Source organism: Bacillus sp. JH7 (assembly GCF_001563515.1).
Classification (GTDB): Bacteria; Bacillota; Bacilli; order Bacillales; family Bacillaceae_G; genus Bacillus_A; species Bacillus_A cereus.
Map to the genome: position 1 here is coordinate 1,180,056 of NZ_LPUS01000001.1, position 21,751 is coordinate 1,201,806.

A 21,751-nucleotide genomic window follows, 5' to 3' on the forward strand; every position below is an offset into this window, starting at 1 on the left:
TTCTTTTTATTATTTTTGTAAAGAAAGGACGTCTCATATGGGTATTACAAAAGAATACAAAAAGCATGCCTCTTTACAACCAAATAAAATAGCGATAAAGGAAAATGATAGAGTTTTAACATATAAAGAGTGGTTCGAATCAGTTTGTAAAGTAGCAAACTGGTTGCACGCAACAGAATCAAAGAATAAAACAATAGCAATCCTATTAGAAAATCGTATAGAGTTTTTACAACTATGCGCTGGTGCGGCTATGGCCGGGTGGGTTTGTGTTCCGTTAGATATAAAGTGGAAACAAGATGAGCTCAGAGAAAGAATTGAAATCAGTAATCCGGATATGATTGTGACAGAACGATATAAGGTAAATGATCTACCTGATGAAGAAGGAAGAGTAATTGAAATTGATGAGTGGAAAAGAATGATAGAGAAATATCTTCCTACACATTCCACTGTAGAAAGTTTACGAAATGCTCCCTTTTATATGGGATTTACATCAGGATCAACTGGAAAAGCAAAAGCATTTTTACGTGCACAGCAATCGTGGGTTCATAGTTTTGATTGTAATGTACATGACTTTCATATGAAAATGGAGGATTCAATTTTAATAGCTGGGACGCTCGTTCATTCTCTTTTCTTATACGGGGCAATAAGTGCATTATATGTAGGACAAACGGTGCACATTATGAGAAAGTTCATTCCGAATCAAGTATTAGATAAGTTAGAAACTGAAAATATATCGGTTATGTATACAGTTCCGACAATGCTTGAATCTTTATATAAAGAAAATAGATTAATAGAAAATAAAATGAAAATTATTTCATCAGGAGCGAAATGGGAAGCTGAAGCGAAAGAAAAAATAAAGAATATATTTCCTTATGCGAAAAGATATGAATTTTATGGTGCATCAGAGTTAAGTTTTGTAACAGCACTAGTCGATGCAGAAAGCGGAAGAAGGCCAAATTCAGTAGGAAAACCTTGTCACAATGTGCAAGTTCGAATATGTAATGAAGCAGGCGAAGAAGTACAAAAAGGCGAGATAGGAACTGTTTATGTGAAAAGTGATCAGTTTTTTATGGGATACATAATAGATGGGGTTTTAACACGGGAGTTGAATGCAGATGGCTGGATGACAGTGCGAGATGTAGGCTATGAAGATGAAGAAGGCTTTATATATATTGTTGGTAGAGAGAAGAATATGATTTTATTTGGAGGAATCAATATTTATCCAGAAGAAATAGAAAGTGTATTACATGAACACCCAGCTGTTGATGAAATAGTTGTAATTGGTGTGAAAGATAGTTACTGGGGTGAAAAGCCCGTCGCGATCGTAAAAGGAAGTGCTACGAAACAACAATTAAAGAGTTTTTGCTTACAACGATTATCCTCGTTTAAAATACCGAAAGAATGGCATTTTGTAGATGGAATACCTTATACAAATAGTGGGAAAATCGCTCGTATGGAAGCAAAAAGTATGATTGAAAATCGGGAGAAAACATATGAATAAGGCAGTTATTGTAGAGGCGAAAAGAACACCTATCGGTAAGAAGGATGGGATATTAAAAGAGTATGAAGTTCAGCAATTAGCAACGCCGCTTCTTACGTTTTTAAGTAAAGGAATTAAGAGAGAGATAGACGATGTTATATTAGGAAATGTTGTTGGGCCAGGAGGGAATGTTGCAAGATTATCTGCTTTAGAGGCAGGACTTGGCTATCATATTCCTGGTGTAACGATTGATCGGCAATGTGGTGCTGGTTTAGAAGCAATTCGAACTGCGTGTCATCTCATTCAAGGCGAGGCAGGTAATTGCTATATCGCCGGAGGAGTAGAGAGTACAAGTACGTCACCTTTTCAAAAAAGAGCAAGATTTTCACCTGAAACAATTGGTGATCCTGACATGGGAGTAGCTGCTGAATATGTTGCGGAGCGTTATAACATAACGAGAGAAATGCAAGACGAGTACGCTTGTCTTAGTTATAAGCGGACACTGCAAGCGTTAGAAAAAGGATATATACATGATGAAATATTTTCTTTTAATGGATTATTAGATGAATCTATAAAGCCAGAAATGAATTATGAACGAATCATTAAAAGAACAAAGCCCGCATTTTTACAAAATGGAACAGTGACGGCAGGTAATTCATGTGGTGTAAATGATGGGGCATGTGCTGTTCTTGTAATGGAAGAGGGACAAGCCTTAAAGTTCGGTTATAAACCTGTCCTTCGTTTCGTTCGTAGTACTGTAGTGGGAGTGGATCCCAATCTTCCAGGGACTGGTCCGATATTTGCGGTGAACAGATTATTAAACGAAATGAATGTAAAAGTAGAGGACATCGATTATTTTGAAATAAATGAAGCATTCGCCTCAAAAGTTGTTGCTTGCGCAAAAGAGTTACAAATTCCGTATGAAAAATTAAATGTAAATGGTGGGGCAATTGCGCTCGGTCATCCGTACGGTGCATCTGGAGCTATGCTTGTAACACGTTTGTTTTATCAGGCTCAAAGAGAGTCTATGAAATATGGAATTGCTACATTAGGAATTGGAGGCGGGATAGGGATTGCGCTATTATTTGAGAAAGTAGAAGACTAGTGAGGTAACTAGTTTTCTACTTTTTGAGGAACATAAACATTGCTGCCAGGCTTCGCTTTCATTTCGTTCCAAGCAGCAATCGCATCAGCTTTTGCTTTCCCTTTATTATTTGGATCTTCGAAAAAGTCACGAGTAAAGCGATTGTATTCAAATTGTGCACCGATAGTTGTTTTGTATGTAGGGTCTTTTTTTCGTTCGTTTTCTTCATGCCAAAAAGCTACCGCGTCTTCATATGTTTTTCCAACATTCTCTTTGAAAAATTTTTGAAGAGCTACTGTAAAGCGGAAGTTTGTTCCGATTTTTTCTTTGAAAAAAGCACGAACCTCTTCGCTACAGCGGTGATTTTTAGTAATAATCGTTTGAAGAGAAAGGTCTTTATAAGAGAGGGGAGCTTTGCTCACTTTTTGCACAGAGCTGTTTTTTAAGACTTTCCCCGTAGTTAAATAATGTGAGATACGCTCGGTTATTTCGATCTTAGAGCCACTAACTGGCAAACCATGCTCGCGACAAAATGTTTGCAGTTCTGCTTTTAACCAATAATAATTTTGGAAATCTGTAAGAGATATAGTTTTTGTTAAAGATGGTCGCATGAATGTAACAACTACTTTCTTCCATAATTTTCTTTAATTATAAAACATACGTTCTTTTTATGGAAGGATTAATGTGTAAATATAATGGGAAGAGGAGGTTATATATAGAAAATATAATGCAAGTTCGTGTTACGGGAATTTTAATTGAAGATGAAAAAGTATTGCTAGTAAAGCAAAAAGTGGCTAATCGCGATTGGTCTTTACCTGGAGGAAGGATAGAGAATGGTGAAACGTTAGAAGAAGCGATGATTTGAGAAATGAGAGAAGAAACAGGATTAGAAGTTAAAATTAAGAAGCTACTCTATGTTTGTGATAAACCAGATGCTAGTCCATCTTTGTTACATATTACGTTTCTGCTTGAAAGGATTGAAGGTGAAATTACACTATCTTCTAACGAGTTCGATCATAATCCGATTCATGATGTGCAAATGGTACCGATTAACGAATTAAGTTATTATGGTTTTTCGGAAACTTTTATCAATCTTATAAGTGGCGGTTTTGCAAATTCAGGGAGTTATCATGGGTTGAAACAACATATAGGCCTGTAAATATAGTTGAAGGATAGCCGTTAGCTATCCTTCATAAACATGTTTTACACTGCTGACTGTAAAGAAGAAACAAGCTGATTTAAAAACTCGTCCCCGTTCATAACCGCTTTTCCGCCGCCGCGTGCACTCTTTTTATTTCCGCCACCTTTTCCTTCAATTGCAGGAAGAGCATCTTTTAAAAGAGCATTCATATCGAGCGTTACTGTTTTTCCGCAAGCGAGAATACATTGTAGTTTGTCATCATTTTCAATAACGAAATACGTAATTGCATGCTCTTGTTGTTCTGTAATGATAGCTGATATTTTTGCAACTTCTTGCATAGAACGATCTGTAAATGCTTTAGAAATAAGTAACCCAGCATGTATTTCGGTGGGCTGTTGCAGTAATTCATTTGCCTCTGCAAATAATAATTTTTCATTCATTGTTTGTATTGTTTTTTCGTTTTCCTTTTGAGAGGTAAGAAGCTGTGCCACTTTTGCTGGGATATCAGTTTCGCTACTGTTTAATTGTTTGGAAACATCTTTCATAATTTGTTGCTGTTGCCCCATTAATTTAAGTGTACGCCAACCAGCGATAAAGGTTAAGCGTATACCACCTTTATTGCGCTCCCATCCTAGTACTTGAATAGGCCCGACTTCACCAGTGCGTTTCGGATGGGTTCCACCACAGCCGTTGTAGTCGTAATTTTCGATAATAACAACACGTATATTTTCTGTCATATTCGGTTCTTTACGAAGAGGTAATGTTTTCGCTTCTTCTAAGTTCATCCACTCTATACGGATTGGATGGTTTTCAAAAACAATTTTGTTTGCAATTTGTACTGCTTTTTCAACTGTTTCTGTATGCAGATTTTCTGTTTCTAAATCGATTGTTACCGTTTCTTTACCAAGATGGAATCCAATCGTAGGTATGTTGAAATAGTCCCAAAAAGCAGCAGATAAAATGTGCTGAGCCGCATGTTGCTGCATATGATCAAAACGGCGCTCCCAATTAATTTTACCTTCTACGTCTTCTGTATGTAATTGTTCTGCGATGTAGTGACGAATTTCTCCGTTTATCTCTTCTACATTGATTACATTGATATCATTTAATGTACCAGTATCATATGGTTGTCCGCCACCTGTCGGATAAAATGCTGTTTCATTCAAAACAACGTATAAGTTACCGTCTTTATCATAATCTTGCTTTATAATTTTAGTAGTAAAGTCTTGCTTATAAGCGTCAGTGTAATATAATTTGTGCTCCAATTTTCTTTCTCCTCTCGCATTAACTAGTTTCATTGTAAAGCAATTGAAATTAGTTTCCTAATATTTCAGAAGAAAGAAACTATTTTTAGAATTTTCTTGCTATAATAAGAAAAAGAAAATGCGGGGGTGGAATGAATATGTTATATGAAAACGGCGTAGATAAACTGCTTAGTTTAAGCAGAAATATTTCTGAATTATATCGAGAATTAAATGAAATGACCCGGATTTTAACGGATTGTAATCGAGAAAGTGTGAAGCTTGATCGATTATATGTAAAAGAGTTACTTTGGAAGAAAGAAGATGTAATAGAGAAATATGACCAGCTACTTGTACAACTTTGTATTAACGAATGCTTTGATCTAAAAAGTGTCATTACAGGCGAATATAAGTATACATATGAAGAAGTGGAGAACATCGTTTTACAATTTAATGAGAAGTATAATGTTGCAATATTAATTAAAGATGTTTGTAAAGAATTACAGTTTACATATGGCATAGATATGGATATCACAAGAACAGCTCGAGTATCAACAGCTCAAGTATAGAAAAGGAAAAGAAAGCAGATCCTTTGCTTTCTTTTTTTATGTAAGAACAGGGAGAGTAGGTTTTTAAGATGAAGGGGAAGTTGCAAAATATTCATCCGTTAGGAATGACAATTATAATAGGGACTTTATTTGCGAGGTTCGCCACGTCAATGAGTATTCCTTTTTTAGCGATTTATTTAACGACTGTTAAAGGTGTATCAGCTGGAATGACTGGTGCTATTATTGGAACGAGTGCACTTGTTGGTGTTTTTGCTAGTTTTATCGGAGGGAATTTATCAGATCGATTTGGCCGGAAAACGATTATGCTCTGGTCCATGATCGTTTGGATTTTTGTGTTTATAGGTTTTTCACTTGCGGATCATGTTTTAAGTTTCTTTTTATTAAACGCTTTAAATGGATTATGTAGGTCGTTTTTTGAGCCAACATCAAGAGCATTATTATCAGATTTAACAAAGCCTGAGTATCGGTTACTCGTCTATAACTTACGATACGGTGCAATAAATGTTGGAGTTGCAATTGGACCAATTGTTGGATTACAGATTGGAAGTGCAAAATCAACAATTCCTTTTTTAGTAGCAGCTGGGGTATATATTCTATATACAGCTATATTAGCGTTCCAATTTAAGAAGTATCCAATGAAAAAAAAGAAAGTAAGTACAGAAAAACCTGTTACAATGCTAAATGCAATGCGTATATTACGAAAAGATATAGTATTTTTAGTTGCTTTAGTCGGTATTATTTTGAGTAATTGTGGTTTTTCACATTTGACGACGACAGTATCTCAATATTTTGCAAATGCACATATATTTGAGGATGGAGTGAAGCTATTCTCATATATGCTCGCTTTAAATGCGATTGTTGTAGTGATTATTCAATACCCTGTTATTCAAATTTGTAAAAAGTATACACCGTTAACATCAATTATGGTGGGGGCTTTATTTGTGAGTGGGGGATTATTTGGCTTTGGAATAGTAGAATCCATGCTAGGTGCTGCCGTTTGTACAATTATTTTTACAATTGGAGAAGTCTTAATGTTTTCGATGACGGATGTATTTATTGATGATATTGCTGTTGCGTATCTAAAAGGAACATACTTCGGTGCGATGGGCTTTTCGGGAATTGGAGCAGTAATAGGTCCGTGGTTTGGAGGAGTACTTCTCGATTACTACGGGTACCAAAATGGGTTTGCAGTATTTTCAGCATTAGCTATATTCTCAACTGTGGCATTTCCTGTGCTTGTAGTTACAAAAGGTTTATTGAAAAAAAGATATGATAGAAATTCTAATATAGAAATGCATGCGAAATAACATAAGCCCCAGTACCAACTGGGGCTTATGTTTGTATTATATTAACTCTTAATTTGAAAAAAGAACTTTCTTTTCATGTTTATCAGCAACTTCATTTTTGGAAATATGAATGGCCAAAAAACCATTCTCTAAGCAGGCTAGCATCTTCTTATAAATAACATTAGCGGGTAAAGGGATAGTTCGCTGCAAAGAAATGTTTTTATGAAGTATGCAAATGGTTAGGCCTGTCTCCATCTTTTTAATGACTACATTTTGTTCATTGGCATTTGGTACATCTGTTTCCAAAATGTATTCTTGTTCAGTTTCGCAAAGGTCAATATGAATTTGATTTGGGAAACTAAAGTTACTACAAGAGTCAGAACAAAACTGATCCATCCATTCTTCGAAACCATCAACATGAAAAAGACAATCCTTCTTTTTCTTGCCCATGTAAGACACCCTCCGTAAAATCTCAATTCATACTATGTTATGCATGAATGAATTAGGGGTGAAGAATAAATGGAAAAATATAAACATTGTATGTGGAAAAGATAGCTAGTGTGCACTTTTTGTTTTACATATCATGATGCGCATGATGTTTTTGGCGTGAATGGTTACGGTTTTTTACTTTATGAGATCCGCTTAATGGTTCAGGTTGTCCTTTTTTTTCTTTCGCTTCACGATTGTTTTTTCCCATTGTATGTGACACCTCCTCTTCCTTTTTAGAATGAGAGAAGTTTGCAAATTTATACGAGAATGTTTTTAGAAAAAAAGGTAAAGATAATTGGGACTAACTATTACAGAAAGGGGATTATATAATGCCATATCATAAAGATAAACAACAAGCGTTTCAAGCAGCGCAGCAAGGCGTTACACAAGCAGAAAATGCATTTAACAACATTGTGAAAAATGATCCAAACTACGGTCATGATTTAAAAGAATTACGCCAAGAGGTTCAGGAAGCATATGAACAAATTCAAAATGCACTAGAGGTAGCTTCAGAAACACAACGTCCACAACTTGAGCAATATGAAAATAATCTCCAAAATATAATGCGAAATGTAGATCAATTAGAAAAGTAAATTAGGTTGTTGTGTATTTGACAACCTCTTACTTTAATGAACATTATGCGAAAACAGAAAATTTTTCTATTCGTTTTTTCTTTATTATGCGCAGTACATATATTTCAAGTTGAAAAAGTGGAAGCGAAAATGTTGCTCAGAAAAGAGCTAGAACCAACTGGCTATGTAACGTGGGAAGTACCTAATAATGAAAAAATTATTGCCATTACATTTGATGATGGACCAGATCCAACGTATACACCACAAGTTTTACATTTATTACGTCAATATAAGGCTGAAGCGACATTTTTTATGATTGGATTTCGAGTTCAGCGCAATCCATATTTAGTGAAACAAGTGTTAAAAGAGGGACATGAGATTGGAAATCATACGATGAATCATTTATATGCAAATAGTTCATCAGATGAAAAATTAAAAAAAGATATTTTGGATGGAAAGAAATTTTTCGAAAAATGGGTGAAAGAACCGTTGCTATTCCGTCCTCCTGGTGGATATATTAACGATGCTGTATTTAAAACAGCAAAAGAAGCAGGTTATCAAACCGTTCTATGGTCGTGGCATCAAGACCCACGTGATTGGGCAAATCCAGGGGTGGAATCTATCGTAAATCATGTAGTGAAAAATGCTAAAAGTGGCGATATTGTATTGTTACATGATGGAGGAAATGATCGTAGTCAAACGGTAGCAGCACTAGCAAAAATTTTACCTGAGCTAAAAAAACAAGGCTATCGATTTGTAACGGTTTCAGAATTGTTACGTTATAAACATTAGAAAAAATCCCAAAAGGTGAATGTTCCTTTTGGGATTTTTCGTTACTGGTTCTTTTTGCGTTTCTTATTATTTTGTCTTTCTGCAGGAGTTAAGTTTTCATTTGCAAACTCTTCGTTATAACCAGTACCTTGTCCTTGTGCGGATGCTGCATTCATTCCTGAAATAGTATGATTTGCTTTTCTTTTACCCATTTTATTTCACCTCTATAACATTTTTTTGTATGTTGAATGATGAGCAGTTCATAGTGTGTATGAACTATAAGTAAAGCGCTAATAGAGCACTTTACTTTATGGTAATAGTATTCATAAGGAGCATGAACACTATTCAAATTTAGAAACATAAAGAAAACTTATGATAATCTATAAGTTTCTTATTATTTACTTATTTAGAAAGTTGTAATAAGATATTATCGTAAGGTATTGAAAAGTTTGTCTACATTTTATATTCAGACAACTTAGTCACGTTTAACAGGGGGGAAACATAATGGTCAAACATAATCCATTTCAATCACGTGCAACTTTTGAAGTAGATGGAAAAACGTATCATTATTATGATTTGAAAGCGCTTGAAAATGCAGGGGTTGGCAACGTATCTCAATTACCATATTCCGTGAAAGTTTTACTTGAATCAGTACTTCGTCAAGTAGACGGACGTGTAATTACAGAAGAGCATGTTAAAAATTTAGCGAAATGGGGAACGAAAGATGTGCAAGATATCGATGTTCCATTTAAACCATCTCGTGTAATTTTACAAGATTTCACTGGTGTACCAGCTGTTGTTGATTTGGCTTCGCTTCGTAAAGCAATGGCAGACATGGGTGGAGATCCTGATAAAATCAATCCAGAAATTACTGTAGACCTTGTAATTGATCACTCTGTACAGGTTGATAGAGCGGGTACGGCAGACGCGCTTGCATTCAACATGGACTTAGAGTTTAAACGTAATGAAGAACGTTATAAATTTTTAAGCTGGGCACAAAAATCATTTGATAACTATCGTGCAGTTCCACCAGCTACAGGTATTGTACACCAAGTAAACCTTGAATATTTAGCACCAGTTGTTCATGCTGTGAAAAATGCTGAAGGTGACTTAGTTGCATACCCAGATTCATTAGTTGGAACAGACTCACATACAACAATGATTAATGGTATCGGCGTTCTTGGATGGGGTGTTGGTGGTATTGAAGCAGAAGCAGGAATGCTTGGACAGCCTTCATACTTCCCAGTACCTGAAGTAATCGGTGTGAAATTAACAGGTACACTTCCAAGTGGTACTACAGCAACTGACGTTGCCTTAAAAGTAACGCAAGTATTACGTCAAAAAGGTGTAGTTGGTAAATTCGTTGAGTTCTTCGGTAATGGACTAAAGAGCATGCCTTTAGCTGACCGTGCAACAATTTCAAATATGGCACCAGAATACGGCGCAACTTGTGGATTCTTCCCAATCGATGATATTTCATTAGAATACTTACGTTTAACAGGTAGAGATGAAGAACAAATTCGCGTTGTTGAAGAATACTGTAAAGCGAACGGTTTATTCTATACAGCAGACAGTAAAGATCCAATCTACACTGATCTTGTAGAAATTGATTTAAATACAATCGAATCTAACCTTTCTGGACCGAAACGCCCACAAGATTTAATTCCACTTTCAGATATGAAAGATGCGTTCCACAAAGCTGTTTTAGCACCAGTTGGAACACAAGGACTTGGATTTAATGAGCAAGAGTTCGATAAAGAAGTGAAGGTTACATTAGAAGATAAAGAAGTAACGATGAAAACAGGTGCAATTGCAATCGCTGCAATTACAAGCTGTACAAATACATCAAACCCATACGTATTAATTGGAGCAGGTCTAGTTGCGAAGAAAGCAATTGAAAAAGGACTTGTAGTACCTGAGTATGTAAAAACATCATTAGCACCAGGATCTAAAGTTGTTACTGAGTACTTAGATAAGTCTGGTTTAACAACATATTTAGATCAATTAGGTTTCCAAACAGTTGGTTACGGTTGTACGACTTGTATCGGTAACTCTGGTCCATTAGCGCCAGAATTAGAAGAAGCAATCGCAGCAAACGACTTATTAGTAACATCTGTTTTATCTGGTAACCGTAACTTTGAAGGGCGTATCCACCCACTTGTAAAAGCAAACTACTTAGCATCACCACCACTAGTTGTGGCATATGCACTTGCAGGTACTGTTGATATTGACCTGAAAAATGATGAAATCGGTAAAGATGCAAATGGCAATGCTGTTTACTTCAACGATATTTGGCCATCAGCTAAAGAAATTGAAGATGTAGTTCAAAGTGTTGTTACATCTGAACTGTTCAAGAAAGAATATGCACAAGTATTTAACAGCAATGAGCGTTGGAATGAAATCCAAACTTCAAATGAAGCGTTATATACTTGGGATAATGATTCAACATACATTCAAAACCCACCATTCTTTGAAGGATTATCTAAAGAGCCAGGTGAAGTTGAAACATTATCAGGCCTACGCGTAGTTGGTAAATTTGGTGACTCTGTAACGACAGACCACATTTCACCAGCAGGTTCAATCGGTAAGCATACACCAGCTGGACGCTACTTATTAGAAAACGGCGTACAACCAGTTGACTTCAATTCTTACGGTTCTCGTCGTGGTAACCATGAAGTTATGATGCGTGGTACATTCGCGAACATCCGTATTAAAAACCAAATCGCACCAGGAACAGAAGGCGGATATACAACATATTGGCCAACAGGTGAAGTAACGTCTATCTATGATGCTGCTATGAAATATAAAGAAGATGGCACAGGCCTTCTAGTTGTTGCTGGTAAAGATTACGGTATGGGAAGTTCTCGTGACTGGGCTGCGAAAGGAACAAACTTACTAGGTATTAAAGCAGTAATTGCAGAAAGCTTTGAGCGTATTCACCGCAGTAACTTAGTGTTAATGGGTGTACTACCACTTCAATTTAAAGATGGCGAAAGTGCTGAAACGTTAGGTCTTGTTGGTAACGAGTCATTTGAAATTCAAATCGACAAAACAGTTAGACCACGCGATCTTGTGAAAGTAGTTGCAACTGATGCAGATGGCAATGAAAAACAATTTGAAGTAGTAGCTCGTTTCGATAGTGAAGTAGAAATTGACTACTACCGTCACGGTGGTATTCTGCAAATGGTTCTTCGTGAGAAAATTGAAGAGTCTAAAGTGTCGAACTAAATAATTGAAATGAATAATAAGGAAGCTAACAATAGTTAGCTTCCTTATTTTATGGAAAGGGATGAAACCATATGGTTTCATCCCTTTCTTTTTTACTACGAAAAATGGAGGAAACGTCATGAAAGAATATAAAAGAATTCTGTTACCGTTACAGAAAGAAAAAATATTAGTAATAGCAGCTGTATGTAGTGGGATAATTGCTGCCATTTTAAATTTATCTCGCCCAATTTTCATGGGATTAATTGTAGACAATCTTATTCAAAGGGAGCTAAAAGGTGCGTATGTATATATAGCTTTGTTTGCGGGTAGTCACTTTTTAATGTGGGCGAACAATCTTTTATTTGATTATATAAGTTCAAAAGCGAGTCAACGTATATTACAAACGAAACGTATAGAATTATTGCGTCACTATTTCTCATTACCGTTTGAAGAGAGTGAGAAGATTAAGCAAGGAGAGTTAGAAACTTTGGTCGTGTCTGATATTCCGAACTGGGTCAGATTATATGGCTCTATATTAATAGAATATATACACGCTATTGCCCAATTTATTGGAGCTTTCATAGCACTACAACATATAGATATACAGTTTATATTGTGGGTAACTCCGTTTTTATTTTTAAGTACAATTGTTCCAATACTGATGGGAGAAAAGGTAAGAGATATTGCAAGCGTTTCTCAAAAAAATCACTCAAGTGTTGTAGAGATGGTGTCACAGTTTGTAAAGGGGATACAAGATTTGCGGAGTTTACAAAAAGAAAAATGGGCAATTCGCTTATTTAAAGAAGTAACGGCACAATCGTATAAATCAGAAGTAAAGAAGACGATGATGCAACATTGCATTGGAGTAGTTGGAACGGTGATTGAAACAGGAGCATATATTGTTGTTCTCATTATAGGTGCACAAAAAATAATGAGGGGAGAAATAGAAGTTGGTTCACTCATTGCAGTGTTAGCGACAATTGAGATGCTCTTTTTCCCTGTCCGTTATGTGGGCGATTGTATCAAATCCAACTCTTATTATTTTAGATGAACCGACGGCTGGGCTAGATCCGGGCAATCAAGAACTGGTTTGGAATATGATTGAAGGGATAGGAAGAGATGTAACGAGAATTGTGGCAACACATGATGTAGAGAGAGCGATGATAGCAGATTGTGTTGTTGTCATAAAGAATGGGACTATTGTGGAATGTGGGAATCCTAGAGAATTATTAAATTGCAACTCATTGTACAAAGAGTTGCAAACAAAAAGATAAGAGATATGTAATGCTCTTATCTTTATTCCGCTATTTGCCGGGCAGCCCGATTGGTGAGGGCTGATTAAAGTTTCACTTTATTCGGTCTCATTAAGTTGATAAGTATAAGAATTCGAATCACTAGAATTAACTTCTTTGACGAGAGTAAGTTGATTTGTATCTGGATTATATTTGAAAATCTTAATTGTATGTTCGCTACTTAGTAATGGATTATATTCTTGAATAGCGAATGTATTTTCCGCGATTTGTGTCATATTACTGGTGGGAACATTTTCTATGGAATCATGATTTGTAGAAATTTCAACGACTTTTTCACTGTTGAAAAATAAAAGAACGATTATTAAAATAACTAAGCATATTCGTATATAGCGTAGCTCTTTGGTGATAGGGTGTTCTCCCAAAACAATCATCCTTTCTATAGCTATTCTATAGTAGTAATGGTAGTCATCGTGAAAAAAGTAATAATGCCGAGGCCTGCCAAAAGGATAAATGAGATTAATGCGATATAGAGACAAATATGTCCAACTTGTTTTTTTTCAGGATCTTTACTAAATAGTGAGATAATCCATGTGATAATTCCGATTGGGGAAAATATAAAACTAAGAATATATAGAAGTATTTTTTTAAATAAATTCATGAGAGCTCCTTTCATTGTAAAATGTTCTATGTATTTCTAATTATATGATTAAAAGGTAAATATTTCATCTTGGTTATAAAAATTCTGATTATTTAGAATGTGAATATTTCCAAGCTTGTCCGTATAAGCTAAAATAAGGTATATAGTATTTTGATGAATGTGTTAAAAGAAGATAATACGTTAGGGTGATATAAAATGTGGCGAAAGCTTACGATTATTGTAGTGTTACTTTGTTTAGCGGGATATGCAGCTTATGAACAGTTTGGTCATAAAGAGCAGGCGGTAAAAGTGAAGCAAGAAAAAAGTGAAGCTGCGATGAAAGAGATTATCGCAAGGAATGGTATTGAGATAGGGAAGAGTGCACCGGACTTTACATTAACGAAGTTAGATGGGACAAATGTAAAGTTATCGGATTTAAAAGGAAAGAAAGTAATTTTAAACTTTTGGGCTACGTGGTGTGGACCATGTCAGCAAGAAATGCCTGATATGGAGGCTTTCTATAAAGAACATAAAGAGAACGTAGAAATTTTAGCGGTCAATTATACGCCTTCAGAAAAAGGTGGGGGGGAAGAGAAGGTAAGCAATTTTGCTAAAGAAAAAGGAATTACTTTTCCTATTTTATTGGACAAGAACATTGATGTGACAACAGCTTATAAAGTAATTACGATTCCAACTTCGTATTTTATAGATACAAAAGGTGTCATTCAAGATAAGTTTATTGGGCCGATGACACAAAAAGAGATGGAGAAAAGAGTTGCTAAATTAAAATAATGGTGAAAAGGTAGAGATGGAGAGTTCCCATTTCTGCCTTTTCTTTTTCAAGTAGTAATCACTTCATGATATGATGTAAGAAATATAACCGTTTAGAGATAAAGGAGTGTATGGAGTGGGGAATGTATCCTTACCGTTAGATTATGTTGTAATTGATTTTGAAACAACAGGATTTAACCCTTATAATGATAAAATTATTCAAGTTGCAGCAGTGAAATATCGTAATCATGAATTAGTAGATCAATTTGTTTCATACGTGAATCCAGAGCGGCCAATTCCGGACCGAATAACGAGTTTAACAGGTATTACTAATTATCGCGTTTCAGATGCACCGACGATTGAAGAAGTGTTACCTTTATTTTTAGCATTTTTACATACAAATGTTATTGTGGCCCATAATGCTTCTTTTGATATGCGCTTTTTGAAAAGTAATGTAAATATGCTTGGGTTGCCTGAACCTAAAAATAAAGTAATTGATACTGTATTTTTAGCAAAGAAATACATGAAGCATGCGCCTAATCATAAACTTGAAACGTTAAAACGAATGCTTGGAATTCGTTTAAGCTCTCATAATGCATTTGACGATTGCATTACGTGTGCTGCTGTTTATCAAAAGTGTGCAGCTATTGAAGAAGAAGGGAAACGAAAAGTAAATAAGGCTATGCTTGATGAAACTGCGGTATATGAAGCGGTGAAAGAAATACTTGCATGTAATAAACGTAATGTAGAATGGCTACGTTGTATGAACGTAGGAAGTTATTTAGATATAAAAGCTTTTTATCCAGTTATGAGATTAAAGGTAAAAGGGCGAAAGAAATATGTATTAACAGAGATATTAGAAGAAGATGTGAAAGAAATATGTACAAGTTTAAAATGTGAACCGGCGTTAAAAAGTGAAGTTGGTAATACGAGAATTATGCTTAATAGCTTAGAGGATGTTATGAAATTAGAAAGTTATATTTTAGAGCAGTATGATTTTGTATTACAGGCGCTTCATGATTATAAAGAAAATGAAATGAATGCAGATGAAAAGTTGAAAGAGTATTTAAATATTATGGTATAAAAAACTCCGTGTGCAATATATTGTACACGGAGTTTTTTTAGGAGTACTAAAACATAAAATTTTCTTGCAAATCTGATTAAAGAGTTTTTTGTTTGCTCATACTATGTAATAAGAAAGCGAAGGAGAGAGGGTGAACAACATGAGAAGAAGTCGCCGTAAATCGTTTGAAGAACTTGTAAATGAAAATAAACAACAATTATTAAGCGATCGTGAGGCAATTGATCGCATTGAAGAGCGCATTGAAAAACGTTATGAAATGAAACTTTTTAAGCAAGCTGAATAATTCTTAACACTAGTACGATACTAGTGTTAAGGAGGCGATAGTAATGGGTAATCCGAAAAAAAATTCAAAAGACTTTGCACCGAATCATATTGGAACACAATCAAAAAAAGCTGGTGGAAATAAAGGAAAGCAAATGCAAGATCAAACAGGTAAACAACCGATTGTTGATAATGGTTAAAGAAAAGGAGAATATTACATTCTCCTTTTTTATGTATAAATTTGAGGAAAGATAGGTAATTTAAGATGGTGTGTATATACAATATTAGGAGGGAAATACATGCCAAATCCAGATAATCGAAGTGACAACGCTGAAAAGTTACAAGAAATGGTGCAAAATACAGTTGATAACTTTAATGAAGCAAAAGAAACAGCGGAACTTTCTAATGAAAAAGATCGTGCTGCTATTGAAGCAAAAAATCAAAGACGTTTAGAAAGTATTGACTCATTAAAAAGTGAAATCAAAGATGAATCTTAACAAAATGTACAAAAAGGGCTGACTTTTGTCAGCCCTTTTTCGTAATCGTAAAGTTTTCAACAAGTAAACGCCAATTTTGTGGAAATGGCAAGCCAATCTTCCAATAACTAATACCGCCAATGCCCTGCTCTTTCATTAAATTGAATTTACTTTGAATAGACCTCGCATCTTCAAACCAAACTTCATGTTGTACGCCATTTTCGTCAAAGTAATTAAAATGTGGAGCTTGAGCTGTGAAATCATAGCGGATAGGAACATTATATTTACGAGCAAGTGCAACAGCTGCGACAGAGCTAACTGCTTTTGCTGGTGGATTCCCTTGTTTGAACGGAAGTTTCCAATCGAATCCGTATAAGTTTTGCCCCATCATAATTTTTTGGGGAGGCATTTGAGATTTTGCGTATTGAAGTACTTCTTTTACAGGACCAATAGGAGAGATTGCCATTGGTGGCCCGCCCTGCCAACCCCAGTCATATGTCATAATGACGACGAAATCAACAATTTGCCCTTGCGCTTTATAATCATGGGCTTCGAAAAATTTTCCCTTTTGATTTGAACTTGTTTTCGGTACGAGAGTTGTGCTTAATGTGTACCCGCTAGGTAAGCGTGTTTTTACATTTCGTAAAAAGCGATTATAGGCCTCGCGGTCTTCGGGTGCTACACTCTCGAAATCGAAATGAATGTCTCGCATGCCATATTTTTCAGCTGTTTGCAAAATGTTAGTAATAAATTTGTTTTGAATCGTTGCGTCGCGTAAAATAACCGATGTTAGATCGGCACTGAAATTACCATTTTCAATATTTGTAATAACGAGCATAGGGATTGTTTGCCCTTGCGTTGCAATATTAGCAATTTTAGCTGTTTCAGTAGGTTCTTTTAATGTGCCATCTCTTTTTGCCTCAAAACTAAAATAAGCTAAATATGTTAAAAATGGATTGATGGCACGTGTAGCATTAACTAAACTCTCTTTAATCGGTATAGTGGAAGGTTGTAAATAAGCGATGGATTCTACAGCTCGTTTTGTGCCTTTTGGTACATATAATTGTTGTCCGACATGGAGAATAGATTTTAAAGATAAATTATTAACTTTAGCTAAACTAGCGAGGGGGACATTATATGTTTGAGAAATCCGATAGAGGCTGTCACCAGGCTGTACATAATAATTATTTCCTTTCGTATTAACGATAAGTGCCTGACCAACAACGAGCGTTTCAGCGGGATTTAGTCCATTGTCTTTTACTATTTCGTCAGGTGTTGATCCATATTTTGATGCCAAGCTATATACGCTATCACCGCTACGAACCGTTACAATTTGAATCATATGCTTGCTCCTTTCGGGAAAAGATTCACTATTTTTATTTTATTTTTGATGTCACTGTATTATGATTAAATGTATGCAAGGTAGCAGAAGTGAAAGAAGGCGAATACATATGTTTGTAGCAGAACATGAAGTTGAAATCCGTTATGCGGAAACAGATCAAATGGGTGTTGTTTACCATTCAAACTACTTAGTGTGGCTTGAGTTAGGTCGCACGAAACTTATACAAGATTTAGGTTTTTCATATGTTGAAATGGAGAAAGAAGGAATTATTTCTCCTGTGTTAGATTTACAAATTTCATACCGTAAAGCGATGCGTTACGGAGAAAAAGCAATCGTAAAAACATGGGTAGATACTGTGAGCCCACTTCGCGTTGTATATGGATATGAAATATATAATGGTGATGGTGAACTTTGTATTACTGCAAGTACGACGAATATTTGTGCGAAAAAAGAAGGGTTCCGCCCTGTATCATTTAAAAAGTTATATCCTGATTGGTATGCGAAATATGAGGAAATTAAGAAAAAATAAAAAAGCGTGGCAGAAGCCACGTTTTTTTATTTTTCATAATTAAATTGTGGGAAGTCGTCACCTTCGTTAAGTGTAACAGATAAATTATGTCCATCGAAGAACCATTCATCATCGCCTTCAATAAAGAAGTTAATACCTTCTTCTTGAATTTGAACAGCAGGATGTGCAGGATCATCTTTACGAATCCCTAAAGAAAGTCCTTTTTGCACAGTACTGCAACCACCGTATTGTACGAAAAAGCGTAGTGTTTCATTTGATTGTAAGTTTAATTCATTTTTATACCATTGTGCTGCTTCTTTTGTTACGGAAAGATTCATGTATAGTTCCTCCAAATTATGTTGCTTTTTCTTTAGTATAAAAAATAACGCAAAAAGACGCTATTAATATGCTTCACGTTTTCTTTTTGCGTTATGTGGGTTACGATCTTATTTTTGCTTTTTTGAAAAGTTTGCTTTTGGTTCAGTTTTATTTATAATTCGTCCGATATTTGCACGGTGTTTATAAATAACCATACCTGCTAATAAACACATCGCAATAATGAAGATTTTATCCCCGCTAACAATGGATGCAATAACAGCAACAACTGCTGTTACCATAGAAGAAAGTGATACGTATCTTGTTGTAAATAAAAGGGTGAAAAATACAACAGCCAATATTGCAAAAACAACTGGTGAATAGCATAATAGCACCCCAGCAGAAGTTGCAACTGCTTTACCACCGCGGAATTTCGCGAAGATTGGATAGACATGTCCAAGAACAGCCGCTAACCCGAACCATAGTGGATGAATATCTAATCCGAAAATCATTGGTAGACTTGTTGCTAATGTCCCTTTTAAAATGTCAGCAATTGTAACGGTAAAACCTGCTTTTTTCCCTAATGTGCGGAATGTGTTTGTTCCGCCTAGATTACCGCTCCCGTGCTCACGAATATCGATTCCGTAGCCGATTTTTCCAACAACTAGTGCAAATGGAATCGAGCCAAGTAAGTAGGCAACGATAAATAAAAGATATGTAGTAACCATAAGTTCAGTCTCCTTTATTCAAATGTGTTGATAAAGGGTAAAAAGAGTTTTTCCCGTATATTGTACCATACATTTGTAAAGAGCACATTTCTTTTTTGTAAATGAAAAATTCATTATTTCGTGAAAAAAATTTCACAGTAATGTTACATTTCTCACAGAAACAGTAAGACTATATGTAGTAACATTTTAATCAAAAGATAACAACATATTGGTGGAGGGTTATAAATGTTACAAAATAATACACGTGGAGAAGAAGAATTAATGAAAGTGTTTGAGACAATAGTCCACGGCAATGAACAAGATTTGATGCAAGAAAATGCAAATGTAGACGGCCGCTCTCCAATGGGCGTAATGGGAACGTTCGCATCTGAGAGTGCAAAATATTATGCTGTTGAGAATTTATTGTCAGATCAAGTGAAAAAAGCGATAAATGAAAATATATTATATCCACATGATTTAGATTTTTATGCAACAGGAACGACGACTTGTTCACAAATTCCGTTAGCGCAAATGCTTGCTAACGGTTTTCATACTGGACATGGACATATGAGACAACCGCAAGACATTAAAAGTGCATTGGCTCTTTCGTCTATTATTTTTCAAGCGAATCAAAATATGCAGCATGGTGGTCAATCGTTTGCACTCTTTGATATTGATTTAGCACCTTATGTACGAAAAACAATTGAGAGACATAAAAAACGATTACAATCATATCCGCTTACGAAAGAACAAATAGAAGAATTCGCATGGAAAGAAACGGAAAATGATACGTATCAAGCGTGTGAGGCTTTCGTTCATAATTCGAATAGTATGCATAGTAGGGGCGGAGGACAAGTACCGTTTATTTCTATTAATTACGGAACAGATACATCAAAAGAAGGAAGAATGTTAATTAAACAACTTTTAAAAGCGACACAAGCTGGACTTGGTAAAGGAGAGACACCGATTTTTCCGATTCAAATTTTCAAGATGAAAAAAGGTGTGAATTTTGAAGAAAGTGATCCGAACTACGATTTATTTGAATTAGCATTAGAGACAACGGCTGAACGATTGTTCCCTAACTTTTCATTTTTAGATGCTCCGTTTAATGCAGTACATTATGATGGAAGACCAGAAAGTGAAGTATGTTACATGGGATGTCGTACCCGTGTTATGTCTAATATACATGGAGAAGAAACAGCGATTGGTAGAGGGAATTTATCATTTACGTCTATTAATTTAGTGAAATTAGCGTTAATTAGTGGTTCAAAAGAAGCGTTTTTTGAAGCGCTAAACTATTATTTAGATTTAGGAATTAAGCAGCTATTAGAAAGATATGCGTATCAATGTACGAAGCGAGCAAGAGATTTTCAGTTTTTATATTCACAAGGTGTATGGCGTGGTGGAGAAACGTTGCAGCCTGAAGACTCCGTAGCCTCGATTTTAAAACAAGGGACGTTAAGTATTGGTTTTATCGGTCTTGCGGAATGTTTAGTAGCTTTAACAGGAAAGCATCATGGGGAAGATGGAGAATCATGGAAACTTGGGTATGAAATTATTTCCTTTATGAGAGATAGAATGGATAAAGCGACAGAAGAACATCAACTGAATTTCTCAGTAATTGCAACTCCAGCAGAAGGATTATCAGGGAAGTTTGTGAAAAAAGATAGAGAAGAATTTGGTGAAATTAACGGTATAACGAACCATAATTACTATACGAATTCATTCCATATTCCAGTTTATTATAACATTCAAGCGATAAATAAAATCCGTTTAGAAGGCCCTTTCCACGCTCTCTGTAATGGAGGACACATTACTTATATTGAACTAGATGGAGCAGCAATGCATAACAAAAAGGCATTAAAACAAATTGTACAAGCCATGGCAGAACATGGCGTTGGATACGGTTCAATTAATCATCCTGTTGACCGTTGTAAGTGCTGTAGTTATCACGGGGTTATTGGGAATGAATGTCCAAGTTGCGGGAATAAAGATGAGGCTAATATAGAAAGAATTCGCCGTATAACAGGCTATCTTGTAGGAGATATGTCGAAGTGGAATAGTGCGAAACGTAGTGAAGAGATAGATCGGGTGAAACATAAATGAAAGTGATGAATATTATTCATGATAGTGTAGTAGATGGAGAAGGATTGCGGACAGTCGTGTTTTTTGCGGGCTGTCCGCATCGTTGCGTTGGTTGCCATAATCCGAAATCGTGGAATATTTGCAATGGAACGGAAATGACAGTAGAAGAAATTGTGAAAGAGATTGCAAGTAATCCATTAACTGATGTAACATTTTCAGGTGGAGATCCATTTTTTCAAGCTGCTGAAGTGAAAAAGGTAGCAAAAATCGTGAAAGATTTGAAAAAAAACCTATGGATGTATACAGGTTATACGTTAGAAGAGATACAGAGTTCTCAAAATAATGATATGATAGAGTTGTTACATTATGGGGATGTTTTAGTCGATGGAAGGTTTGAAATTGAGAAAAAAGATTTAACACTTCCATTTCGCGGAAGCTCCAATCAACGTATTATTCGATTGAAAGAGTAAAA

At 35.5% G+C, this 21,751-nt stretch carries 25 protein-coding genes and 2 pseudogenes; 17 read left to right on the top strand and 10 right to left on the bottom strand.

Features of this window, described 5'->3' with window-relative positions; genetic code table 11:
* Positions 1-37 precede the first annotated feature (37 nt).
* On the top strand, positions 38-1,501 hold the full coding sequence (locus AU379_RS06200; RefSeq protein WP_061139012.1) for an acyl-CoA synthetase: 1,464 nt from the start codon (positions 38-40) through the stop codon (positions 1,499-1,501).
* Positions 1,494-2,585 carry an acetyl-CoA C-acyltransferase gene (locus AU379_RS06205; RefSeq protein ID WP_061139013.1) on the top strand — a complete coding sequence of 364 codons (1,092 nt, stop codon included), beginning with the start codon at positions 1,494-1,496 and terminating at the stop codon, positions 2,583-2,585. The genes AU379_RS06200 and AU379_RS06205 overlap by 8 nt, the downstream gene beginning before the upstream one ends.
* Positions 2,586-2,593: 8 nt before the next feature.
* Here the strand turns inward: AU379_RS06205 and AU379_RS06210 are convergent, their stop codons facing one another.
* Entirely contained in the window at positions 2,594-3,175 is a 582-nt protein-coding gene (locus AU379_RS06210) for a DUF6434 domain-containing protein (protein ID WP_001247883.1), read from the bottom strand.
* Positions 3,176-3,279: 104 nt separating this feature from the next.
* Between AU379_RS06210 and AU379_RS06215 the strand changes: the two are divergent.
* Positions 3,280-3,723 (top strand): annotated as a pseudogene (locus AU379_RS06215) (NUDIX hydrolase).
* A gap of 44 nt (positions 3,724-3,767) precedes the next feature.
* Here the strand turns inward: AU379_RS06215 and AU379_RS06220 are convergent.
* On the bottom strand, positions 3,768-4,970 hold the full coding sequence (locus tag AU379_RS06220; protein WP_157462600.1) for a DHHA1 domain-containing protein: 1,203 nt from the start codon (positions 4,968-4,970) through the stop codon (positions 3,768-3,770).
* A gap of 137 nt (positions 4,971-5,107) precedes the next feature.
* On the opposite strand from AU379_RS06220, the gene AU379_RS06225 reads away from it, so the two are divergent.
* Positions 5,108-5,515: a hypothetical protein gene (locus AU379_RS06225; RefSeq protein WP_061139015.1), complete on the top strand. Its 408-nt coding sequence runs from the start codon at positions 5,108-5,110 to the stop codon at positions 5,513-5,515.
* 68 nt (positions 5,516-5,583) lie between these two features.
* Positions 5,584-6,822, top strand: coding sequence for an MFS transporter (locus AU379_RS06230; RefSeq protein ID WP_061139016.1), 1,239 nt, complete (start codon positions 5,584-5,586; stop codon positions 6,820-6,822).
* A gap of 48 nt (positions 6,823-6,870) precedes the next feature.
* Here the strand turns inward: AU379_RS06230 and AU379_RS06235 are convergent, their stop codons facing one another.
* Positions 6,871-7,251, bottom strand: coding sequence for an Hsp20/alpha crystallin family protein (locus AU379_RS06235; RefSeq protein WP_000516731.1), 381 nt, complete (start codon positions 7,249-7,251; stop codon positions 6,871-6,873).
* A 124-nt stretch (positions 7,252-7,375) separates the two neighbouring features.
* On the bottom strand, positions 7,376-7,498 hold the full coding sequence (locus AU379_RS06240; protein WP_000517649.1) for a small acid-soluble spore protein P: 123 nt from the start codon (positions 7,496-7,498) through the stop codon (positions 7,376-7,378).
* 121 nt (positions 7,499-7,619) lie between these two features.
* On the opposite strand from AU379_RS06240, the gene AU379_RS06245 reads away from it, so the two are divergent.
* Both AU379_RS06245 and pdaB read left to right on the top strand, forming a co-directional pair.
* A complete protein-coding gene (locus tag AU379_RS06245; RefSeq protein WP_001146295.1) occupies positions 7,620-7,883 on the top strand; it encodes a hypothetical protein in 264 nt (87 codons plus the stop codon).
* 45 nt (positions 7,884-7,928) lie between these two features.
* Positions 7,929-8,654 (top strand): polysaccharide deacetylase family sporulation protein PdaB, encoded by a 726-nt coding sequence (gene pdaB / locus AU379_RS06250; RefSeq protein ID WP_003284976.1) that lies wholly within the window; start codon positions 7,929-7,931, stop codon positions 8,652-8,654.
* 41 nt (positions 8,655-8,695) lie between these two features.
* Here pdaB and sspO read toward each other — a convergent pair whose 3' ends face one another.
* Positions 8,696-8,845, bottom strand: coding sequence for an acid-soluble spore protein SspO (gene sspO / locus AU379_RS06255; RefSeq protein ID WP_000518055.1), 150 nt, complete (start codon positions 8,843-8,845; stop codon positions 8,696-8,698).
* 292 nt (positions 8,846-9,137) lie between these two features.
* Here sspO and acnA point away from each other — a divergent pair, with 292 nt between their 5' ends.
* The gene (gene acnA / locus AU379_RS06260) at positions 9,138-11,861 is read left to right on the top strand and encodes an aconitate hydratase AcnA (protein WP_061139017.1); all 2,724 of its coding nucleotides are present in this window, start codon (positions 9,138-9,140) and stop codon (positions 11,859-11,861) included.
* A 118-nt stretch (positions 11,862-11,979) separates the two neighbouring features.
* Positions 11,980-13,114 (top strand): annotated as a pseudogene (locus AU379_RS06265) (ABC transporter transmembrane domain-containing protein).
* A 77-nt stretch (positions 13,115-13,191) separates the two neighbouring features.
* On the opposite strand, the gene AU379_RS31185 reads toward AU379_RS06265, so the two are convergent.
* Together AU379_RS31185 and AU379_RS06275 are read right to left on the bottom strand one after the other, a co-directional pair.
* The gene (locus tag AU379_RS31185; protein ID WP_082769912.1) at positions 13,192-13,524 is read right to left on the bottom strand and encodes a YmzC family protein; all 333 of its coding nucleotides are present in this window, start codon (positions 13,522-13,524) and stop codon (positions 13,192-13,194) included.
* A gap of 11 nt (positions 13,525-13,535) precedes the next feature.
* Complete coding sequence (locus tag AU379_RS06275) at positions 13,536-13,751, bottom strand: hypothetical protein (protein ID WP_001048152.1); 216 nt, start codon at positions 13,749-13,751, stop codon at positions 13,536-13,538.
* 195 nt (positions 13,752-13,946) lie between these two features.
* On the opposite strand from AU379_RS06275, the gene AU379_RS06280 reads away from it, so the two are divergent.
* The 5 genes from AU379_RS06280 (at position 13,947) to tlp (ending at position 16,343) form a co-directional block, all read left to right on the top strand.
* On the top strand, positions 13,947-14,522 hold the full coding sequence (locus tag AU379_RS06280) for a redoxin domain-containing protein (RefSeq protein WP_000269054.1): 576 nt from the start codon (positions 13,947-13,949) through the stop codon (positions 14,520-14,522).
* Between the two features lie 115 nt (positions 14,523-14,637).
* Positions 14,638-15,585 (top strand): 3'-5' exonuclease, encoded by a 948-nt coding sequence (locus AU379_RS06285; RefSeq protein WP_000528755.1) that lies wholly within the window; start codon positions 14,638-14,640, stop codon positions 15,583-15,585.
* A gap of 139 nt (positions 15,586-15,724) precedes the next feature.
* Positions 15,725-15,868: an FbpB family small basic protein gene (locus tag AU379_RS06290; protein WP_001254703.1), complete on the top strand. Its 144-nt coding sequence runs from the start codon at positions 15,725-15,727 to the stop codon at positions 15,866-15,868.
* Between the two features lie 43 nt (positions 15,869-15,911).
* On the top strand, positions 15,912-16,046 hold the full coding sequence (sspN, locus tag AU379_RS06295) for an acid-soluble spore protein SspN (RefSeq protein ID WP_000527987.1): 135 nt from the start codon (positions 15,912-15,914) through the stop codon (positions 16,044-16,046).
* Between the two features lie 99 nt (positions 16,047-16,145).
* Positions 16,146-16,343 (top strand): small acid-soluble spore protein Tlp, encoded by a 198-nt coding sequence (tlp, locus tag AU379_RS06300; RefSeq protein WP_001133511.1) that lies wholly within the window; start codon positions 16,146-16,148, stop codon positions 16,341-16,343.
* Between the two features lie 28 nt (positions 16,344-16,371).
* Here tlp and AU379_RS06305 read toward each other — a convergent pair whose 3' ends face one another.
* Positions 16,372-17,664: a glycosyl hydrolase family 18 protein gene (locus tag AU379_RS06305; RefSeq protein WP_000614862.1), complete on the bottom strand. Its 1,293-nt coding sequence runs from the start codon at positions 17,662-17,664 to the stop codon at positions 16,372-16,374.
* A 109-nt stretch (positions 17,665-17,773) separates the two neighbouring features.
* On the opposite strand from AU379_RS06305, the gene AU379_RS06310 reads away from it, so the two are divergent.
* Positions 17,774-18,193 carry a thioesterase family protein gene (locus tag AU379_RS06310; protein ID WP_061139019.1) on the top strand — a complete coding sequence of 140 codons (420 nt, stop codon included), beginning with the start codon at positions 17,774-17,776 and terminating at the stop codon, positions 18,191-18,193.
* 26 nt (positions 18,194-18,219) lie between these two features.
* On the opposite strand, the gene AU379_RS06315 is transcribed toward AU379_RS06310, so the two are convergent.
* Together AU379_RS06315 and plsY are read right to left on the bottom strand one after the other, a co-directional pair.
* A complete protein-coding gene (locus AU379_RS06315) occupies positions 18,220-18,510 on the bottom strand; it encodes a HesB/YadR/YfhF family protein (protein WP_001054453.1) in 291 nt (96 codons plus the stop codon).
* Positions 18,511-18,618: 108 nt separating this feature from the next.
* Positions 18,619-19,215 carry a glycerol-3-phosphate 1-O-acyltransferase PlsY gene (gene plsY / locus AU379_RS06320; RefSeq protein ID WP_000258974.1) on the bottom strand — a complete coding sequence of 199 codons (597 nt, stop codon included), beginning with the start codon at positions 19,213-19,215 and terminating at the stop codon, positions 18,619-18,621.
* A 225-nt stretch (positions 19,216-19,440) separates the two neighbouring features.
* Here plsY and AU379_RS06325 point away from each other — a divergent pair, with 225 nt between their 5' ends.
* Positions 19,441-21,300 (top strand): anaerobic ribonucleoside triphosphate reductase, encoded by a 1,860-nt coding sequence (locus AU379_RS06325; RefSeq protein ID WP_000940073.1) that lies wholly within the window; start codon positions 19,441-19,443, stop codon positions 21,298-21,300.
* Entirely contained in the window at positions 21,297-21,749 is a 453-nt protein-coding gene (gene nrdG, locus AU379_RS06330) for an anaerobic ribonucleoside-triphosphate reductase activating protein (protein ID WP_000867078.1), read from the top strand. The genes AU379_RS06325 and nrdG overlap by 4 nt, the downstream gene beginning before the upstream one ends.
* The last annotated feature ends 2 nt before the right edge of the window (positions 21,750-21,751 follow it).

Coding starts and splice junctions, on each gene's coding strand:
- sspO (WP_000518055.1), bottom strand. CDS start 8,845: ATGGGTAAAAGAAAAGCAAATCATACTATTTCAGGAATGAATGCAGCA.
- AU379_RS06240 (WP_000517649.1), bottom strand. CDS start 7,498: ATGGGAAAAAACAATCGTGAAGCGAAAGAAAAAAAAGGACAACCTGAA.
- AU379_RS06225 (WP_061139015.1), top strand. CDS start 5,108: ATGTTATATGAAAACGGCGTAGATAAACTGCTTAGTTTAAGCAGAAAT.
- AU379_RS06210 (WP_001247883.1), bottom strand. CDS start 3,175: ATGCGACCATCTTTAACAAAAACTATATCTCTTACAGATTTCCAAAAT.
- AU379_RS06205 (WP_061139013.1), top strand. CDS start 1,494: ATGAATAAGGCAGTTATTGTAGAGGCGAAAAGAACACCTATCGGTAAG.
- AU379_RS06200 (WP_061139012.1), top strand. CDS start 38: ATGGGTATTACAAAAGAATACAAAAAGCATGCCTCTTTACAACCAAAT.
- nrdG (WP_000867078.1), top strand. CDS start 21,297: ATGAAAGTGATGAATATTATTCATGATAGTGTAGTAGATGGAGAAGGA.
- AU379_RS06325 (WP_000940073.1), top strand. CDS start 19,441: ATGTTACAAAATAATACACGTGGAGAAGAAGAATTAATGAAAGTGTTT.
- sspN (WP_000527987.1), top strand. CDS start 15,912: ATGGGTAATCCGAAAAAAAATTCAAAAGACTTTGCACCGAATCATATT.
- AU379_RS31185 (WP_082769912.1), bottom strand. CDS start 13,524: ATGATTGTTTTGGGAGAACACCCTATCACCAAAGAGCTACGCTATATA.
- AU379_RS06230 (WP_061139016.1), top strand. CDS start 5,584: ATGAAGGGGAAGTTGCAAAATATTCATCCGTTAGGAATGACAATTATA.
- AU379_RS06235 (WP_000516731.1), bottom strand. CDS start 7,251: ATGGGCAAGAAAAAGAAGGATTGTCTTTTTCATGTTGATGGTTTCGAA.
- tlp (WP_001133511.1), top strand. CDS start 16,146: ATGCCAAATCCAGATAATCGAAGTGACAACGCTGAAAAGTTACAAGAA.
- acnA (WP_061139017.1), top strand. CDS start 9,138: ATGGTCAAACATAATCCATTTCAATCACGTGCAACTTTTGAAGTAGAT.
- AU379_RS06305 (WP_000614862.1), bottom strand. CDS start 17,664: ATGATTCAAATTGTAACGGTTCGTAGCGGTGATAGCGTATATAGCTTG.
- AU379_RS06315 (WP_001054453.1), bottom strand. CDS start 18,510: ATGAATCTTTCCGTAACAAAAGAAGCAGCACAATGGTATAAAAATGAA.
- AU379_RS06310 (WP_061139019.1), top strand. CDS start 17,774: ATGTTTGTAGCAGAACATGAAGTTGAAATCCGTTATGCGGAAACAGAT.
- pdaB (WP_003284976.1), top strand. CDS start 7,929: ATGCGAAAACAGAAAATTTTTCTATTCGTTTTTTCTTTATTATGCGCA.
- AU379_RS06275 (WP_001048152.1), bottom strand. CDS start 13,751: ATGAATTTATTTAAAAAAATACTTCTATATATTCTTAGTTTTATATTT.
- AU379_RS06245 (WP_001146295.1), top strand. CDS start 7,620: ATGCCATATCATAAAGATAAACAACAAGCGTTTCAAGCAGCGCAGCAA.
- AU379_RS06280 (WP_000269054.1), top strand. CDS start 13,947: ATGTGGCGAAAGCTTACGATTATTGTAGTGTTACTTTGTTTAGCGGGA.
- plsY (WP_000258974.1), bottom strand. CDS start 19,215: ATGGTTACTACATATCTTTTATTTATCGTTGCCTACTTACTTGGCTCG.
- AU379_RS06290 (WP_001254703.1), top strand. CDS start 15,725: ATGAGAAGAAGTCGCCGTAAATCGTTTGAAGAACTTGTAAATGAAAAT.